Here is a 17,016-nt window from a genome sequence, read left to right as displayed (position 1 = left end):
CTAGCCCCCGGCTCGGGCTTCAAGCCGCTGCACCAGGGATGCGGGAACGCTGGCTTGGCTGAGTTGCCCCAGAAGCCGCTGCTTTACCGCCTCGGGCATCCTGCCGCTAGATTCGACCAAAGCCACCAGTTCAGCCCGGCGCTCGTCGGACAGCTCCAGCATCTCGGGTACCGAGGCCGCTTCGGCCTCTTGCCGCAAGGGTCTGACACGGACACCAGAACCCAGCAAAGGCGTGCGGCCGATGACGACCTCTCGGCCTGCCAGGCCCTCGCCGCGCAGCAAAACTTCATCGCCTTGTCGGCGGATCAACTCAACCGCCAGGGGCTCTAACCGGTCGTCGCCAGCCAGAACCAACACGTTTCCGGTTGCATCCAACACTGATGACGGCAGGCGCACCACGTTGTCCAAAGGCAGTTCTTCCACCGAGACGGTAACGAAATCGCCCGGCTTGAAGCCCGCTGCCTCGTCCAGCCTTGCAAACAGCAAACGCCCGGTCTGCCCTTCACCCGCCGATCCGCTGTCGCGGCTGATCCGGCCTGTGGCCACCAGATCCGTCCCGGTAACATCCAGCGACACGGTGACAGGCGCCTTTATCAAGTCGCCATTCTGGTCCAGCAGACGCACAAACTGCGCGGTTGAGACCCGGAATGCGACCTCAAGCGCGTTTGGGTCCACCAGTTCGGCCAGTTTTTCGTTGGCCGAGACCAACCGCCCTTCGACCAGAGTCACCTCGGTCAGCGTGCCCGCAAACCCGGCATAAACCGTCATGTCGTTCAGATCGCGTTCTGCCGCTTCCAAGGCAATCACTGCCCGAGACAACAACGTTGTCGCCTGATCCACGCGCGATTCCGCTTGCGCCAATGCGATCCGGCTGGACAGAACCGCCTGATTGGCCGAGGTCAGGGCCAGCTCGGCCTCCTCCACCGAGGCCGCAGCCCCGACACCACGATCCAACAGGTCCTGCTGACGCTGCAAGGCCCGTCCGCGCAATTCAACCTGTGCCTCTGCGGCGCGCAATTCATCTTGCGCCAACAACAATGAACGCTCGGCGTCGCGTTCTTCGAACTGGGCATCCAGCAGATCAGATTTGGCGCGATCCAGTGCAGATTGCGCATCTGCCGGGTCCAGCTCGACCAGCATTTCACCTGCGTCGACCGAACCGCCATCCTGGAAATCTTCGGCCAGCGAGACCACGCGCCCACCCAGCGCCGCGCGCAATTCCAGGCGACGGCGGCTTTGAACCTGCCCGAAGGCCTCAAGATAAGGTGTGACCGTCTCTGGCTCGGCCGTGCGCACGCTGACCGCAAAAACCCTCTCACGGGCCTGCGGCGGTTGGTTTTCGCGTGAAACGACATCCTGAACCGCGCCCGAGATCAGCTGAGCGGCCACAAGCAGCAGCCCCAGCGTCAAAAACGCCAGGAACACGCCCACAAGACTTTGCCTTAGAAATCGCATCAGTCAGTTCACTCCGGTTGCGCGCCGCTGCCTGTTACAGATGTTAGCCGGGCAATCGCATCTGCCAAGCCACAATGACTTGATCCAGTGTTCAACGCAGTACCAGACTACTTCCGTCGCAAGTGTTCGTCCAATCTGGGCATTATTTCCACAAAATTGCAGGGGCGGTGCCGGTAATCGAACTGTTTTTCCAAAATAGCGTCCCAGGCGTCTTTGCAAGCCCCGGGGCTGCCCGGTAGTGCAAACAGGTAGGTTCCGCCGGCCACGCCACCCGTGGCCCTTGATTGGACCGCAGAGGTTCCGATCTTTTCCATCGAGACGATAGTGAACACGGTGCCAAAGGCGTCGATCTCTTTTTCGTACACATCCCTGTGTGCCTCGACCGTGACATCCCGCCCGGTTAGCCCGGTACCTCCGGTCGACAAGACAACATCAATCTGGGGATCCGCGACCCAGGCACGCAGTTGATCGGCAATCTGGTCACGCTCATCCTGGATGATCTTGCGGTCTGCCACCACATGGCCTGCCTTTTCGATCCGGTCCACCAGCGTTTGTCCCGAGCGGTCCTCGGCCAGAGATCTTGTGTCCGAGACCGTCAGCACCGCGATGCGAATGGGAATGAATTCAAGTGTTTCGTCGATACGCGACATGCGAGGTTACGCCCTTTCCAGAATGGCAAGCCGGAGCGCTAGTGCCGCGAAAATGCTGCCCGTGATCCAGCCAAGAATTCGAGAGGCACGCGGATTACCGACCAACATGCGCCCAGTGCCACCGGCAAAGATGCCCACAAATCCGTTCACGACAAAGCCGCCCCCGGCGATGATCACGCCAAAGATCAGAAACTGCATCAAAACCGAACCTGCGGATGGGTCAACAAACTGGGGGATAAACGCCAGCACAAACAGAATGACCTTTGGATTGGTCAGGTTCACCAGCATCCCATCCCGAAAGGCGCGGCTCATGGGGGCAGCCGGTGTTTCGGGGGCAACGGCGCCGTTGCGAAACGCGCCCCATGCGAGGAACAGCAGATAGCCCACGCCGAACCAGCGAATGACGTCAAAGAGCCAGGGCAAGGTTGCAACCGCGGCGCCCAAACCCAGCCCAGCAAGAAGCACATGCAGCATCACGCCCGTCGAAACCCCGGCGCTGGCGGCAAGGGCGGGGCGTGGGCCCGATCTCAGACCCTGACCGAAACAGAACATCATATCGGCACCGGGCGTCAGTCCAAGCACAAGGGCCGCCGGAATGAAAGTCAGCAAAGTCGCTGTTTCGATCATGATCCCACCTCGAACCAATTCACTGTAGGACCAAGATTTGCCAGCTGGGTCTGGCCCAGATGGCCGCGATAACCCCAGCTATCATGGATATGTCCAAACACTGCCAACCCAGGCTGTATCCGCTCGATCGCATCGCGCACAGCTATCGACCCTACCGACTGGCCCATCGAGGTTTCATCCCCATAGCCCTTGGGCGGAGAGTGCACGATCAAGACATCTGCGGAAACGCACCGAGCCAGCAGTTCAGTGGCAGCGCCTTCGGAAAGGTCGCAAGACCACTCTCCGAACGGTGTTTCCGGGACACCGTAACCAAGGCCGAAAAGACGCAGACCGTCTAGCTCCATGCCTGACCCATGCAGGACGTGAACACCTTCCGGCACCGTATCAGACAACTCCTCGGCGCTTTCGGCATTGCCCGGTACCAGATCCGCCGCCTCACTGGCCGCAACCAGATCGGCAGCCCGGCTGCGCGCCATGTGCAGATCGGAAAAAGCCAGAATTTTCATGCCCCACCTCGCAATCGCGCTTTCAACTCCAGCAGATCGGCCCAGGCCTGTCGTTTCATTTGCGGCTGACGCAGCAGATAGGCCGGATGGAACATCGGGATGACAGGCAGATCCAGCGCCTGGTCCCAATTGCCGCGCAACCGGGTAATACCGCGTTTGCCCAGCAGCGCCTGACAGCTGATATTGCCCATCACAACAAGCATCTCAGGCTTGGCCAGGGCAACGTGACGCTCCAGAAACGGGGTCATCATGCCGATCTCTTCCGGTTTGGGATCTCTGTTTTGAGGCGGCCGCCAGGGCAGCACATTGGTGATATAAACGTTCTGCGCCCGGTCCAGATCAATCGCAGCCAGCATCCGATCCAACAATTGCCCGGCACGACCCACAAAGGGTTTGCCCTCACGATCTTCGTCGCGCCCCGGCGCCTCGCCGATAATCATGACCTTTGCCCCCGGGACACCATCGGCAAACACCAACTGCCGCGCGCCGCGTTTCAGCTCGCAATAGGCGAACGCGTCCATGGCTTCGCGCAGGGCTTCAAGCGAGTTCGCGCCGCTTGCGGCCGCCTTGGCCTCCGCAACAGGATCTACTGCCTCGGGCTTGGCAGGCGTCGCAGGTTCAGCCACCGGGGACCTGGGTTTGGGGGACGTGTTAGGCAGGTCATAGCGGTTGATCGGCTCGTCCCCGATCGACTCGGTCACGCCAAGTTCGATCTGCCAGTCCAGCAGCGCGCGTGTCGCATAATAATCCAAGCCCGATTCCATGCGGCTAATTTACCTGCATCCCGGCTGAGGGAAAGCGAATAGACCTTGCCTTGATACCCGGACCTGTTGACCATGGACGCCGTTATGTTCCAGATCCTGCGCCTTTTGCTGATCGGGTCGCTGCTGACATTGGCCAGCGGGCCCGAGGTTTTAGCCCAGCTGCTGGGTCGCGACAGCCAGTGCCGTGCCGGACAGTTCCAATGTGGGCGGTCGTGCTGTTCCCCCGGTGAGCGGTGCAGTTTCGACGGAAACTGCATCCCTCTGGGCCACACCTATTGCGGTGGTGGACGCACGTGCGGACCGTTCGAGCGTTGTCTTGCAGGCGGTGCGCGCTGCGCTCCTGCCGGGGCCAACGCCTGTAACTCGCGCCTTGACTGTCCGGGTGGCAGCACCTGCAACGCCCGTGGCGAATGCGAGCGCATCCGGCCTGAATTTGACCCCACGCCGGCCCCGCGCACGCGCTGTGACGATGGGCTGACCTGTGCGCGGGGCTCGACCTGTCTGCCCGGTGGCGGATGCTCGCGCCCGGGGTGGTTCTTGTGCGAAGAAACCGGATCACAATGCCGCCCGGGCTTCAAATGCTCGGCCCATCAAGGGTGCGTACCTGTCAAAGCTGTCGATTGCGGCTATGGCAAATGGTGTAAACCGGGTGAGCAATGCCTGCCCGATGGCGGCTGCGAGAAACTGCCGGACGGCATCGATCCCTAGCTTGCTTTGAACTGCGCAGCTTTCTATAAGCGGCCCGATTGTCCGTCAGGAGCCCGCCCATGCGTTTCGCCCATCGTCACCTTCTTGGGATCGAGCATCTGTCGCAATCCGATATCACCGCTATTCTTGATCTGGCCGAGACCTATGTCGACATGAACCGCCAGTCGACAAAGCGCTCGGACGTGTTGTCAGGGCTGACACAGATCAACATGTTCTTCGAAAACTCAACCCGAACGCAGGCCAGCTTTGAACTTGCGGGCAAACGCCTGGGGGCGGATGTGATGAACATGGCGATGCAAGCCAGTTCGATCAAAAAGGGCGAGACGCTGATCGACACGGCGATGACGCTGAACGCAATGCATCCCGATCTGTTGGTGGTGCGGCATCCGCATTCGGGCGCGGTGGACCTGCTGGCGCAAAAAGTGAATTGCGCGGTGTTGAATGCGGGCGATGGGCGGCATGAGCACCCAACACAGGCCTTGCTGGACGCGCTGACCATTCGCCGCGCCAAAGGACGGCTGCATCGGTTGAACATCGCGATCTGCGGCGATGTCGCGCACTCGCGCGTGGCGCGGTCGAACCTGATCCTGCTGGGCAAGATGGAAAATCGCATCCGCCTGATCGGCCCGCCCACACTGGTGCCAGGCCAATTCGCCGAATTTGGCGCGGAAATCTATGACGACATGAACGAGGGACTTCAGGGCGTCGACGTAGTCATGATGCTGCGCCTTCAGAAAGAGCGAATGGATGGCGGATTCATCCCCTCGGAACGCGAATACTACCACCGCTATGGGCTGAACGCCGAAAAGCTGGCGCTGGCCAAGTCCGATGCCATTGTCATGCATCCCGGACCGATGAACCGTGGGGTTGAGATTGACGGCACGCTGGCGGATGACATCAACCGATCCGTCATTCAGGAACAGGTCGAGATGGGTGTCGCCGTGCGTATGGCGGCGATGGACCTGCTGGCCCGCAATTTGCGAGACGCCGCATGAGCCCTTTGAAGGTTGCCCCCAAAGAACGCGGAGTGCTTCGCATGTTCGCGCTGGATATGCCGCCCGAAGAAGCCAAATTCCAACGCGAACTTGGTGCGGCCGATCAGATGCTGGGGATCGTGGGGCTGGCGGCAGATCAGATCGATGTTTTCCCGGTCTCCGACCTCGAAGACATGGGGCTTTATGGCTATCTGCACGAAGGCTGCGGCGTTTCGCTGGATCAGCTGGACCGGACTGCGCTTGAGGCCGTCAAGGGCTGGGTCATGGTTGTCCGCAGCGCGGCCTTTGGTGGCCGCGCCCTGCGTCTTGAACCGGACCCAAGGGTGCATTTGGTCGGGCTTTATACCGAAGAGGCGACCAACTGGACCGGTGGCAAGATCGAAACCGAAAGCGCCAAGCCGTTTTCGGCCCCGCAAGCAGCCTCTTCAGATCAAAGCCCGCAACGCCTTGGATCTGCGGTTCTGGCAGTGCTTGCTTTGCTGATTATCGGAGGCGCCCTTTGGCTGATACTGTGACCTTTGCTCCGGACAAATCGGCCTATATCCGTACCTATGCCTGGCTGGCGGCGGTGGCGATGGCTGGTGCGATGATTGTGCTGTGGGTGGTCGGCAACCCCTATGTCTGGACCGGCGCGCCCGCGGGTCTGGCGGCGGTGGGGATCCGGGCGTGGTATCTGGCCTCGGAAGATCTGGCCGCGGTGTGGGAGATGTCGGACACCACCCTAACGGGTCCTGGCCCGCGCACTGTCGCGCTGACCCAGATTGCTGAGGTCAAAGCATTGGGCAGCTTTGTCCAGGTCATCACCAAAACTGGCGACAAGCACCTGATCAAATACCAGGCCAACCCCGCCGCGACCAAAGCCGCCATCGAAAGGGCAATGCGATGACAGCCAGCAATCTAGATTGGTGGCGCCGTCAATTACCGGAAGACGCGCAAATCATTTGGTCGGGCAGGCCCTATCAGGGGTTTTTTCCACCTCATGTCCGCTGGGCATATGGCATTTTATGTGTTTGCCTGTGCCTGGCCTGGATCGCCAGCCCCTGGTACGCAGATACTGTGCGGGACTATTGGAAAATCGTTGGCTGTACGGTGCTGTTGGCCTTCTACATGTGGTGGGATCGATTCCTTCGGTCACGACGCGTTTACGTTGTGACCGACAATAATGTTTGGTGGCTGAGCGAAGTCTTCCCGGCCAAAAGCCTTTCTATTCACCCCAATCTCAGCTTTTACCGAAGCGGCCAGAACATCGTGTTTTCTCGGCTTAGATTCCTCGTATTCGAGTACCTGACTGACCCAGACGCTGCACTGGCGGCCTTAACAAAAGCCCGAGAATCGACGTCATGACCACCCATTTCTTCATCAACGCCCGCCTGATCGACCCCGAGGCCGGAACGGAAGCGCCCGGTTGGCTACAAGTGGCCGATGGCCGGATCGCCGCAAAAGGCGATGGCACCGTCCCTGTGGGCGATCATAAGGTCATCGACTGTCAGGGCCATTGTCTGGCCCCGGGCATCGTCGATATCGGCGTCAAAGTCTGTGAGCCCGGCGAACGGCACAAAGAAAGCTATAAATCCGCCGGTCTTGCCGCCGCTGCTGGGGGAGTGACCACTATGGTCACGCGCCCCGATACGCTGCCTGCCGTGGACACGCCTGAAACGCTGGAATTCGCCACTCGGCGCGCGCAGGCAGATGCGCCAGTGAACGTGCTGCCCATGGCTGCCCTGACCAAGGGCCGCGAAGGTCGCGAGATGACCGAGATCGGTTTTCTGATGGATGCAGGCGCTGTGGCCTTTACCGATTGCGACCATGTTGTCAGCAACACCAAGGTGTTTTCCCGCGCGTTGACCTACGCGCGATCCTGCGGCGCGTTGGTGATCGCGCACCCGCAAGAACCGGGCCTCAGCACCGGGGCTGCCGCCACCAGCGGCAAATTCGCCGCCCTGCGTGGGCTGCCCGCTGTGTCGCCCATGGCCGAACGTATGGGTCTGGACCGGGACATCGCGCTTTTGGAAATGACAGGTGCGGCCTACCATGCCGACCAGATCACCACCGCCCGCGCCCTGCCGGCGCTGGAGCGCGCCAAGCGCAACGGATTGGACATCACCGCCGGTACATCGATCCACCATCTGACACTGAACGAGCTGGATGTGGCCGACTATCGCACCTTCTTCAAGGTGAAGCCGCCGCTGCGGTCGGAAGACGACCGACAAGCGGTGATCGAGGCCGTGCGGACCGGATTGATCGACACGATCAGTTCCATGCACACGCCGCAAGACGAAGAAAGCAAGCGCCTGCCGTTTGAAGAGGCGGCCTCGGGTGCGGTGGCGTTGGAAACGCTGCTTCCAGCAGCGCTGCGACTTTATCATGCCGAGCAGTTGGATCTGCCGACCCTGTTTCGTGCTATGGCTCTGAACCCCGCCAAACGGCTGGGGTTGGAGAGCGGACGCCTGACCGCAGGCGCTCCGGCAGATTTGGTTCTGTTCGACCCGGATATACCATTCGTGCTGGATCGTTTCGCGCTGAAATCGAAATCGCAGAATACCCCGTTTGACGGCCAGCGGATGCAGGGTAAGGTCACCGCGACCTATGTGGCAGGAAACGAAGTCTACCGGAGAGCCTGATGCCCGTATTTGACAGCACCACAGAGCAGCTGATCCTGTGGGCGGCTATCGGGTATCTGATGGGCTCGATCCCTTTTGGCATGGTCATCGCCAAGGTGATGGGTCTGGGAAACCTGCGCAACATCGGCTCAGGCAATATCGGTGCCACCAATGTTTTGCGCACCGGCAACAAGAGTGCCGCAGCGCTGACGCTGATCTTCGATGGGGCCAAGGGGGCCGTGGCGGTTCTGCTGGCGCGCGCTTTGGCTGGCGAAGACGCGATGCAAATCGCGGCGCTGGCCGCATTTCTGGGTCATTGCTTCCCGGTCTGGCTGGGGTTTAAGGGCGGTAAAGGCGTGGCCACCTTTCTGGGGTTGTGGCTGGCTTTGGACTGGCGCGTGGGCATCGCCTGTTGCCTGACCTGGCTGGTGGCCGCAGCGATCTGGAGAATTTCCTCGCTGGGCGCTTTGGCCGCCGCTGCTTTGTCGACCACGTGGATCATGGTGTTTTCCGACGGATCGACCTTTGGTCTGGGGCTTATCCTGACAGTATTGGTTTATGCCCGGCACAGCGCCAACCTTGCGCGGATCAAGGCTGGGACGGAACCCAAGATCGGGAAATCTTGACCAGACAAGACGCGTTTCTGAGCGCCTTTTTTGCTCTGCCGCTTGGGACGTTCATCGGCCATGTGAAAGGGCGGCAGTATGCCGTGTCCCGGTCAGAGTTAGTTGGCGGCAAATCCCACAAGCTTGTCGCGCATGAGCTGGGCGGCACCGACTATATCAGCCTGAACCTCTATCTCACTCAGTCCAGCGGCGCGCTGCTACGCCCGTGTGAAATGTCGCCAGACAAAGTGATAAGCTTCGTTCTTTCCCTGCGCCCGAATGTGCGAAAATGATTGCTGATTGTTCGTCAACGCACAGTCACAATTCATTGAATTGAACGTGAACGCGCCGTCTCCCAATTGGGTTTGCATGGCAGCCAATTACCGGTGCCACGTAAAACAAATCCGGGTCGCCCGGGCAAAATTCAGGTGCTTCAAAGCGGCCCTGTTCACGAAAGGTGAAACCATGAACAAGATCAAATCCCTCATCGGCGGTGTCGCACTGTCCGTCGCAATCGCAAGCTCTGCTCTGGCTGCTGGTGTTGAGCTGAACGCAAGCTCAACCGGTCTGGCGCTGCAAGGCTATGACCCGGTTGCATACTTCACAGTTGGTGAGCCGACAAAAGGTGACTACCGCATCACAGCACTGCACAACGACGCGCTGTATCGCTTTGCCAACGAAGAAAACAAAGCCGCGTTCGAAGCAAACCCTGAGGCGTATCTGCCCGCCTATGGCGGTTACTGCGCGTTTGGTACTGCGATGGGCTTCAAGTTTGACGGCGACCCGAACTACTGGAAGATCGTTGACAACAAACTGTACCTGAACCTGTCGAAAGACATCCAGGAACGCTGGGAAGGCGATATCCCGGGCTTTAACGAGCGTGCGGATGCCAACTGGAAAGACATCGCGTACAAGACCCCAGCGGAACTGCAAGAGCAGTAAGCCATTCGGCAAACCTCAGATTGATCGAGCCCGGCAGTAATGCCGGGCTCAGCCGTTTTAGGGTTCAAGAACCGTGCTGCCCGTAGTTTGGCGTGCTTCCAATACCCGATGCGCCTCGGCCACCTGATCCAGCGGGAACTGCTGATCGACGTGGATCTTGACCTCGCGACCGTCCACCTTGTTGAACAACCTGCGCGCCATCGCCTGACAGGTCTTGTGATCGGAAATATGGGTGAACAATGTTGGCCGCGTCAGCCGCAAAGAGCCCCGCTGCGCCAGCATCCCCAGATCAACAGGCGGAACTGGACCGGAGGCATTTCCGAACGAAATCATCATGCCCAGCGGTTTTAGGCAATCCAGTGACCCTTCAAACGTGTCCGCACCCACCGAGTCCATCACTGCATCCACACCTTTCCCACCCGTGATTTCGGCGACGCGTTCAACGAAGTTCTCTGTTCGGTAATTGATGCAGTGCGCCGCGCCATTGAACTGCGCCATGCTGCATTTCTCGTCTGTTCCGGCTGTCCCGATCAGGGTGATGCCTTCGGACTTGGCCCATTGGCAGGCAATCAACCCGACGCCACCTGCTGCGGCATGAAACAGAACCGTGTCGCCCCGCTTGAGGGGTGTGGTCCGGTGAAACAGATATTCCACCGTCAGACCTTTCAGCATCATGGCTGCCGCGGTGCGGAAAGAGATGCTTTCCGGCAAAGGACAAACCTGCGCGGCGGGCATGACCCGCGCTTGTGCGTAGGCACCGGGGGGTGCCGCAGCATAGGCCGCGCGTTGTCCGGGTTGCAGATGCGTCACGTCCTCGCCAACAGCCTCGATCACACCGGCGGCTTCCATGCCCAGCGCGTGGGGCAGCTCGAGCGGATAGAGCCCGCTGCGCTGATAGACGTCGATAAAGTTCAGACCGCAGGCATGGTGCCGAATGCGCACCTCGCCCGGGCCCGGATCACCCACAGGCCTGTCTTCGACCTGTAACACCTCGGGGCCGCCGGTTTCATGGATGACCACTGTTCGCGCCGTTTGCTGCATGCTGCTCTCCCTTTGGTTTGCTGCAAAGCTATCACGGCTGCGAAACAGGGCAATGCATTCAATTGATCAACCGGCCACCTCAAGAACGATTTTGCCAATATGGCCCGAGCTTTCCAAACGTTCGTGGGCTGCTGCTGCCTTGGACAGGTCAAAGCTGCTGTCCATAACCGGCGCGATCTTGCCCGCTTCAAGCAAAGGCCAAACGGCTTCGTGCAAGTTCTGGGCGATCCGGGCCTTGGCCAGATCACTTTGCGGGCGCAGGGTGCTGCCAGTCAGGGTCAAACGTTTGACCATCATCAGGGCAAAATTTACCTCGACAACCGGACCTTGCAGAAAGGCGATCTGCACAAGACGACCATCTTCAGCCAGAGCTTTGATGTTGCGCGGGATATAGTCACCGCCGACCATATCCAGGATCAGGTCAACACCGCCTTCCGCGCGCATCGCGGCCACGAAATCCTCATCCCGGTAGTTGATCGCCTTCTCTGCCCCAAGCTTGACACAAGCCTCACATTTTTCGTCGGATCCGGCCGTGGCAAAGACGCGGGCCCCAAAAGCGTTGGCCAATTGAATGGCCGTGGTGCCGATGCCGCTGGAGCCTCCATGCACCAAAAACCGTTCGCCCGCTTTCAATCCGCCACGCGTGAACACATTGGACCAGACCGTAAAGAAGGTTTCGGGCAGGCACGCAGCCTCTTTCAAGCCCATGCCTTTGGGCACCGGTAGACAATGCGCGGCTGGAGTGGCCACATATTCGGCATATCCGCCACCGGGCAGCAACGCACAGACCTGATCACCGATCGCCAGACCTTCGACCCCGGCGCCCAGTGCCACAACCTCACCCGAGGCTTCAAGCCCTGGCAGGTCACTCGCCCCCGGAGGCGGATCGTATACTCCCGCCCTCTGTAGCGCGTCTGGGCGGTTCACTCCGGCATAGGCAACTTTCAGAACCACCTGACCATGGGCCGGTTCCGGCATGGGGCGTTCGGTGACTTGCAACACATCCGGCCCACCGGGCTTTGTAATTTCAACAGCGCGCATCATCTGGGTCATGGGCAGATCTCCTTTGCCCAATGCCTAGCAGGCCGCACAGCGAAGGCCCAGCCGTTCTGATCACTTTCGCGGGTTCAACATCCCCGGCAGATCCGTACGCATCCGCATCGGAGCCTTGACCTGACCGGCCAGCCAATTCGGCACCGCAAGAAACGGCTTGAACAAAGGATTGCCCTGAACCTGCGCCTTGAGCTTTTCGAACTGCATCACGCCTTCGATCCGCCGATCCAGGAACTCCCAGGTCTTTTGATGATCCGGGCTGTCGTCACCCAGCCAGAAGAGAACGGTGGACGAATACACGCCGGACAGGGTGGCGCGTTTGGTATACCAGTTCACATCGTCCGAGGTATCGCCCAGCGCGTCCCAGATCTTGTCGCATGTGCCCCAGATTGCCTTGGCCCCATCCGCCGCATGGGTCGGCAGCGCAAACAGGGTCACACCACGGCGCACCGCCTCTTTGTCTTGAACCGCTTGCAGCCGAAAGCGAACGGCAGCCGCGATCTTGTCGCGAAACTTGAGGCCGCTCAGATCTTCGGTCGTGATGCGCTCCAGCATCAATTCATCCCCGCGTGCATGGTAGGCCAGCGCCAGATCGACCGCGCCCCGCGGACAGACCGCGCGCGCCAGCGTGTCTTCTATATCGCAATCAGCAATAGCCGCACGAAAGCTGGCTTCAGACCATCCATCAAACGGGACATGGTTCAAGATGGCATCAAGCAATTGGTTTTTGGCGTCTTCGTAAGTCACGGTCATGGCGTTTCTCCGGGTTCCAAGGCCAGTACTAGACAAGTTAGGAGCGCTTTGCTATACGGCCACCTCCTGCAAATCCTTGCAACTCTATCTAGAAAGGTGGTGACAACCACATGCAGGTTAGTGTTCGCGACAACAATGTCGATCAGGCGCTTCGTGCCCTGAAGAAAAAGCTGCAGCGCGAAGGCGTGTTCCGTGAAATGAAGCTTAAGCAACATTTCGAGAAACCGTCCGAGAAAAAAGCGCGTGAGAAAGCTGAAGCGATCCGCCGTGCCCGTAAACTGGCACGCAAGAAAGCCCAGCGCGAAGGTCTGCTCTAAGAGTTACCTCTGGCTCGTCCAGCTTTGGATGACACTATTTGACGACCCCCGAGGCCCCGCCCGGGGGTTTGTCGTTTTTAGACGGAATTCTTGCAACAACAGAGATTGGCCGCAAATTTCCTATATTATCACAGGCTTGCGGTTCTTTCTCTGAGGCTACCTCGCACATGGTCGGCGATTTTTGACCTCAATTGGTTCAACTTTTGGTAGTATTTTGCCGAGAATCTTTTGCGGCAAAATTGTGACTGCTCTCTGCCAAATTCTCGCCACTAATGTCTCCTCAAAATAACACAACGCACCTGGAGGCAGAATCATGTCCGTCGCAAGTAATCTTGAAAGGCAAATGCTGACGCTTATCAACACAGAGCGCGCAGCCCATGGCCTGAGCCCTGTCAAACTGGAACTGCGGTTGAACAAGGCTGCCGAAGACCACAGCACGTGGATGCTGAACCAAGACATTTTCAGCCATACCGGGGTTGGCGGGTCAGCACCTTGGGATCGCATGGAAGATGCCGGATTCGGTTTTTCAGGTAGCTGGCGCGCAACAGAAAACATAGCGTGGCAAAGTATCCGGGGCGCTCCAGGGCTGTCTGACGACGTCGTCGACCTGCACAATGCGCTTATGAACAGTCCGGGACATCGTGCCAATATCCTCGATCCGAATGTGACCGTAGTTGGCATCGGTATCGAAGTTGGTGACTTCAATGGCTGGAACGCCATCATGGTGACCCAGAACTTCGCCCGCACGTCGGCCCCCGTGCAACTGGACACAGGCGCTACCCCTCCCCCTCCGTCTGCTCCCGCTCCTGCGCCGTCAGATCCGGTCGCATCGCCTGTCGATCCCGCACCTACAGACCCCGATCCAGTAGAGAAATTTGTTGTTGCGGGCAGGGTTGGCAGTAATTCTGATGACTGGTTCACGCTGAAACCTAACCAAGCCGGCGTCCTGAAGGGACGCGATGGCGATGACCGATTGGTCGGTGCAAAAGGTCAGGACAAATTGTTGGGCCAACAAGGTGATGACGCGTTGTACGGTCGGCAGGGCGCCGATCGCCTCAAAGGCGCCAACGGAAATGACTCGCTCTTCGGCGGTGGTGGTAACGACATCCTCAAAGGGGGCGCCCACAACGACCGACTTGTCGGCGGTGGCGGCAAAGACAAACTGGCTGGTGGTGGCGGAAATGACGTCATGACCGGAGGCCGCGGGGCCGACCAATTTGTCTTTTCACCAGGCATCGATCTTGTGACCGACTTCCAGGGATCGGATGTGATCATCCTCAGGAACGTTCAAACGATCAAAGGCTATTATGACCTGTTCAAGAACCACATCTCGCAATCTGGCGACGACGTCGTTATCGAGGACGGCAAGGGCAACGCGCTTATCCTGGAAGACACGTTGATCGCCGATTTGGACAAAGACAACTTCCTCATTTGAACTGTCGAATGATTAGCCGAGAATTACACCCCGATGTCTCGGGGTGTTTTTTCTAGTAGATCTTCGGCACGTGCAATTCATCCGGCAAGATGCGCCGTTCATATTCCGGATTATAGCGGCGGTCCGGTAGAGTGACCTTTTCCTGGGGCACGTCCTCATAGGGGATTTTGGTCAGAATGTGTTCGATACAATTCAGGCGCTCTCGTTTCTTGTCGTTGCCCTCGACAATATACCAAGGAGCTTCCGGGATATTGGTGCGGAAGAACATGTCTTCTTTCGCCTTGGTATAGGCTTCCCACCGAATGCGGGATTCCAGATCCATCGGCGACAGTTTCCACTGTTTCATCGGATCGTGAATCCGCATGAGGAAGCGCAATTGCTGTTCTTCGTCGGTGATCGAGAACCAGTATTTCAACAAGATGATTCCGGATCGAACCAGCATGCGTTCAAATTCAGGAACGTCCTGAAAAAACTGTTCAACCTGATCATCAGTCGCAAAGCCCATCACGCGTTCAACGCCTGCGCGATTGTACCAGGATCGGTCAAAAAAGACGATTTCGCCCGCGGCGGGCAAATGTGGGACATAGCGCTGGAAATACCACTGGCTTTGCTCCCGACGGCTGGGCGCGGGCAAGGCAACAACCCGGGCCACGCGCGGATTTAGACGTTGGGTGATCCGCTTGATCACACCGCCCTTTCCGGCACTGTCGCGCCCTTCAAACAAGATGCACACCTTGGCACCGGTGTGCTGCACCCAGTCCTGAACTTTGATCAATTCCGCTTGCAACCGTAGCAGATTCTGAAAATAGACTTTCCGATCCAGCATCTCGGGATGCTGCTCGCGATAGATCTTCCGTATCTCCATCGACAGCATCGGTTCGCTGAATTCGATCTCGATATCTTCGTCAAACGTATCCTCAAGCTCGGCCTCCAGCCAATCTTTCGGAGCGTTGTCGTTATCCTGTGCCAAGGTCTTTTCCTTTTCTTCCGTCGGGTTTGGACCGTATCGGGGCTGTGTAACCTGAAAATGTCATTCGACTGAGATACAGGTTCAAATTGGTTGATATTCTATCAGCCTCGCCTCGATAGTCGAATTTGAACTGAAGCTGCCCGGGATACAAGCAACGGAACACCCAGATTGCGCCGGGTTGCACTGTTTGCTTGCTTTTTCCGCATCGTTCCTTGCATCAAACAAAGCATAGCGGAGGATATCTTGGCGTTCTTTCTGAGCTTGCTACCACAGATCTGGCCCTGGCTGGTCATCGCGGCCGCCCAGATCACTGCGTTGGGCGGGCGGCGCGAACTGGGCTTGGGAATGATCGCCATCCTCGGGGCATATGCGCTCAGCATTGGGGCGCTGTCGCTCTCGGCAACACTTATCATCGCTTTAGGAATGGCTGGTGCCGCTGTACTTCCACGATTGGGTGGTCGTCTGGCTGTGCTCGGGCATCTTGCGTTTGTCGTATGGAGCGTGGCGTTGGGCGCGCATCTGGTGCCTGGCGTGCAGAACTTGCTGATACTGGATCAGGTCACGGCGGGACCGGACAGCGGGATGTTCACGCTTTACCTGAACCTGGACAAGCCCATGGTGTTCTTTGCGGCGCTGCTTGCATGGCCCGCTATCCTGCACACGCGGACCGAATTCAATCCTGCCCCCCTGTTTCTGGGCCTCGCTCTGCTGCCCGTGCTTTTTGCCATTGGGGTCTGGAGTGGTGCCGTGCGTCAGGAAATCGCGCTGCCCGAATGGTGGCTGCTGTTTGCCTTTTCAAACCTGTTTCTGACTTGTCTGACGGAAGAGGCGTTCTTTCGCGGTTATCTGCAATCCGCCCTGTCAGCGCGCTTTGGTTCCTTGGTCGGTCTGATGCTAGCCAGCCTGCTTTTCGGATTGGCACATGCGCCCGGAGGTTTGGAGCTCGTCGTTTTCGCAAGTATTCTGGGACTGGCCTGCGGGTTGGGATATGCTGCGACGGGTCGCCTGTGGGTGCCGACGCTCATGCATTTCGGCTTCAATTTCGCCCATCTGTCACTGTTCACGTATCCCGGACCGGTCTGATCAAACCGGCAGCGCCGTGGTCTTGAACACCGTCCGCAGTGCAAACGAGCTTTGCATCTGTGCCACACCCGGCAACCGCGAGAGGTATTGGCGGTGAATTCGGGCGAAGTCCTCGGTGTTTTCGGCAACAACTTTCAGAATATAGTCGGCGGTTCCTGCCATAAGGTGGCATTCCAGAACGTCAGGTATGCGGGCGACACTTTTCTCGAAAGCTTCCAGTACTTCTTCCGCCTGCCCCTGCAAGGTGATCTCGACAAATACGGTTGTCGGCACCCCCATTTTTCGCGCGTTCAGCAGAGCCACATAGTCGCGGATATAGCCCTCGCTTTCCAGCCGCTGAACGCGGCGATGGCAGGCAGAGGGCGACAGATTCGCCTTCTCGGACAATTCTGCATTCGACATCCGCCCTTTGACCTGCAAGGCGGCCAGAATCTTTCGATCAGTTGCGTCGAGGCTCATTGTCGCACAATCCTTGCAGCTTTACTTCAGTTCTTCGAATATTTTCCTGTATT

The 17,016-nt window shown here is 58.7% G+C and carries 22 protein-coding genes; 12 read left to right on the top strand and 10 right to left on the bottom strand.

Annotated features, from left to right (window positions below; translation table 11 throughout):
* The 5 genes from GOV38_RS08170 to GOV38_RS08150 all read right to left on the bottom strand — a co-directional run bounded on the left by GOV38_RS08170 (window position 1) and on the right by GOV38_RS08150 (window position 4,002).
* Window positions 1-1,455 carry an efflux RND transporter periplasmic adaptor subunit gene (locus GOV38_RS08170; RefSeq protein ID WP_171100847.1) on the bottom strand — a complete coding sequence of 485 codons (1,455 nt, stop codon included), beginning with the start codon at window positions 1,453-1,455 and terminating at the stop codon, window positions 1-3.
* Window positions 1,456-1,562: 107 nt separating this feature from the next.
* Window positions 1,563-2,105, bottom strand: a complete 543-nt coding sequence (gene moaB / locus GOV38_RS08165) for a molybdenum cofactor biosynthesis protein B (RefSeq protein WP_171209011.1) — start codon at window positions 2,103-2,105, stop codon at window positions 1,563-1,565.
* 6 nt (window positions 2,106-2,111) lie between these two features.
* Window positions 2,112-2,732 carry a LysE family translocator gene (locus GOV38_RS08160; RefSeq protein WP_171100843.1) on the bottom strand — a complete coding sequence of 207 codons (621 nt, stop codon included), beginning with the start codon at window positions 2,730-2,732 and terminating at the stop codon, window positions 2,112-2,114.
* The gene (locus tag GOV38_RS08155) at window positions 2,729-3,238 is read right to left on the bottom strand and encodes a serine/threonine protein phosphatase (protein WP_171212981.1); all 510 of its coding nucleotides are present in this window, start codon (window positions 3,236-3,238) and stop codon (window positions 2,729-2,731) included. Before GOV38_RS08155 ends, GOV38_RS08160 begins: the two co-directional genes overlap by 4 nt.
* Window positions 3,235-4,002, bottom strand: coding sequence for a uracil-DNA glycosylase family protein (locus tag GOV38_RS08150; RefSeq protein ID WP_171209013.1), 768 nt, complete (start codon window positions 4,000-4,002; stop codon window positions 3,235-3,237). The genes GOV38_RS08155 and GOV38_RS08150 overlap by 4 nt, the downstream gene beginning before the upstream one ends.
* Window positions 4,003-4,074: 72 nt before the next feature.
* Here GOV38_RS08150 and GOV38_RS08145 point away from each other — a divergent pair, with 72 nt between their 5' ends.
* From GOV38_RS08145 to GOV38_RS08105, 9 genes are all read left to right on the top strand, one after another.
* Window positions 4,075-4,710, top strand: a complete 636-nt coding sequence (locus tag GOV38_RS08145) for a scavenger receptor class F, member 2 (protein WP_171209014.1) — start codon at window positions 4,075-4,077, stop codon at window positions 4,708-4,710.
* A gap of 59 nt (window positions 4,711-4,769) precedes the next feature.
* Entirely contained in the window at window positions 4,770-5,705 is a 936-nt protein-coding gene (locus GOV38_RS08140) for an aspartate carbamoyltransferase catalytic subunit (RefSeq protein ID WP_171209015.1), read from the top strand.
* Entirely contained in the window at window positions 5,702-6,220 is a 519-nt protein-coding gene (locus tag GOV38_RS08135; protein WP_171209016.1) for a hypothetical protein, read from the top strand. The genes GOV38_RS08140 and GOV38_RS08135 overlap by 4 nt, the downstream gene beginning before the upstream one ends.
* Complete coding sequence (locus tag GOV38_RS08130) at window positions 6,205-6,591, top strand: hypothetical protein (protein WP_174838691.1); 387 nt, start codon at window positions 6,205-6,207, stop codon at window positions 6,589-6,591. The genes GOV38_RS08135 and GOV38_RS08130 overlap by 16 nt, the downstream gene beginning before the upstream one ends.
* Window positions 6,588-7,049, top strand: a complete 462-nt coding sequence (locus GOV38_RS08125) for a hypothetical protein (protein ID WP_171209017.1) — start codon at window positions 6,588-6,590, stop codon at window positions 7,047-7,049. Before GOV38_RS08130 ends, GOV38_RS08125 begins: the two co-directional genes overlap by 4 nt.
* Complete coding sequence (gene pyrC / locus GOV38_RS08120; RefSeq protein ID WP_171209018.1) at window positions 7,046-8,326, top strand: dihydroorotase; 1,281 nt, start codon at window positions 7,046-7,048, stop codon at window positions 8,324-8,326. Before GOV38_RS08125 ends, pyrC begins: the two co-directional genes overlap by 4 nt.
* Window positions 8,326-8,931 carry a glycerol-3-phosphate 1-O-acyltransferase PlsY gene (plsY, locus tag GOV38_RS08115; protein ID WP_171209019.1) on the top strand — a complete coding sequence of 202 codons (606 nt, stop codon included), beginning with the start codon at window positions 8,326-8,328 and terminating at the stop codon, window positions 8,929-8,931. The genes pyrC and plsY overlap by 1 nt, the downstream gene beginning before the upstream one ends.
* A complete protein-coding gene (locus GOV38_RS08110; RefSeq protein WP_171209020.1) occupies window positions 8,928-9,203 on the top strand; it encodes a hypothetical protein in 276 nt (91 codons plus the stop codon). Before plsY ends, GOV38_RS08110 begins: the two co-directional genes overlap by 4 nt.
* A gap of 172 nt (window positions 9,204-9,375) precedes the next feature.
* The gene (locus GOV38_RS08105) at window positions 9,376-9,852 is read left to right on the top strand and encodes a YHS domain-containing (seleno)protein (protein WP_171100822.1); all 477 of its coding nucleotides are present in this window, start codon (window positions 9,376-9,378) and stop codon (window positions 9,850-9,852) included.
* 57 nt (window positions 9,853-9,909) lie between these two features.
* Here GOV38_RS08105 and GOV38_RS08100 read toward each other — a convergent pair whose 3' ends face one another.
* The 3 genes from GOV38_RS08100 to GOV38_RS08090 form a co-directional block, all read right to left on the bottom strand.
* Window positions 9,910-10,893: a quinone oxidoreductase gene (locus tag GOV38_RS08100; protein ID WP_171209021.1), complete on the bottom strand. Its 984-nt coding sequence runs from the start codon at window positions 10,891-10,893 to the stop codon at window positions 9,910-9,912.
* A gap of 66 nt (window positions 10,894-10,959) precedes the next feature.
* Window positions 10,960-11,946: an NAD(P)H-quinone oxidoreductase gene (locus GOV38_RS08095; protein ID WP_171209022.1), complete on the bottom strand. Its 987-nt coding sequence runs from the start codon at window positions 11,944-11,946 to the stop codon at window positions 10,960-10,962.
* Between the two features lie 60 nt (window positions 11,947-12,006).
* The gene (locus GOV38_RS08090) at window positions 12,007-12,699 is read right to left on the bottom strand and encodes a COQ9 family protein (RefSeq protein ID WP_171100817.1); all 693 of its coding nucleotides are present in this window, start codon (window positions 12,697-12,699) and stop codon (window positions 12,007-12,009) included.
* A 110-nt stretch (window positions 12,700-12,809) separates the two neighbouring features.
* Here GOV38_RS08090 and rpsU point away from each other — a divergent pair, with 110 nt between their 5' ends.
* Together rpsU and GOV38_RS08080 are read left to right on the top strand one after the other, a co-directional pair.
* Window positions 12,810-13,016: a 30S ribosomal protein S21 gene (gene rpsU / locus GOV38_RS08085; RefSeq protein ID WP_005614280.1), complete on the top strand. Its 207-nt coding sequence runs from the start codon at window positions 12,810-12,812 to the stop codon at window positions 13,014-13,016.
* Window positions 13,017-13,329: 313 nt separating this feature from the next.
* Window positions 13,330-14,451, top strand: coding sequence for a CAP domain-containing protein (locus tag GOV38_RS08080; protein ID WP_171209023.1), 1,122 nt, complete (start codon window positions 13,330-13,332; stop codon window positions 14,449-14,451).
* 52 nt (window positions 14,452-14,503) lie between these two features.
* On the opposite strand, the gene ppk2 is transcribed toward GOV38_RS08080, so the two are convergent.
* The gene (ppk2, locus tag GOV38_RS08075; RefSeq protein WP_171100815.1) at window positions 14,504-15,421 is read right to left on the bottom strand and encodes a polyphosphate kinase 2; all 918 of its coding nucleotides are present in this window, start codon (window positions 15,419-15,421) and stop codon (window positions 14,504-14,506) included.
* A 243-nt stretch (window positions 15,422-15,664) separates the two neighbouring features.
* Between ppk2 and GOV38_RS08070 the strand changes: the two genes are divergently transcribed.
* The gene (locus GOV38_RS08070) at window positions 15,665-16,504 is read left to right on the top strand and encodes a CPBP family intramembrane glutamic endopeptidase (protein ID WP_171209024.1); all 840 of its coding nucleotides are present in this window, start codon (window positions 15,665-15,667) and stop codon (window positions 16,502-16,504) included.
* Here GOV38_RS08070 and GOV38_RS08065 read toward each other — a convergent pair whose 3' ends face one another.
* Window positions 16,505-16,963 carry an Lrp/AsnC family transcriptional regulator gene (locus GOV38_RS08065; RefSeq protein ID WP_171100812.1) on the bottom strand — a complete coding sequence of 153 codons (459 nt, stop codon included), beginning with the start codon at window positions 16,961-16,963 and terminating at the stop codon, window positions 16,505-16,507.
* Window positions 16,964-17,016 lie beyond the last annotated feature (53 nt).

Source organism: Ruegeria sp. HKCCA5839 (genome assembly GCF_013035585.1).
Classification (GTDB): domain Bacteria; phylum Pseudomonadota; class Alphaproteobacteria; order Rhodobacterales; family Rhodobacteraceae; genus Ruegeria.
Note: the sequence above shows the minus strand (reverse complement) of the source record. Positions and strands in the feature narration are given on the sequence as shown.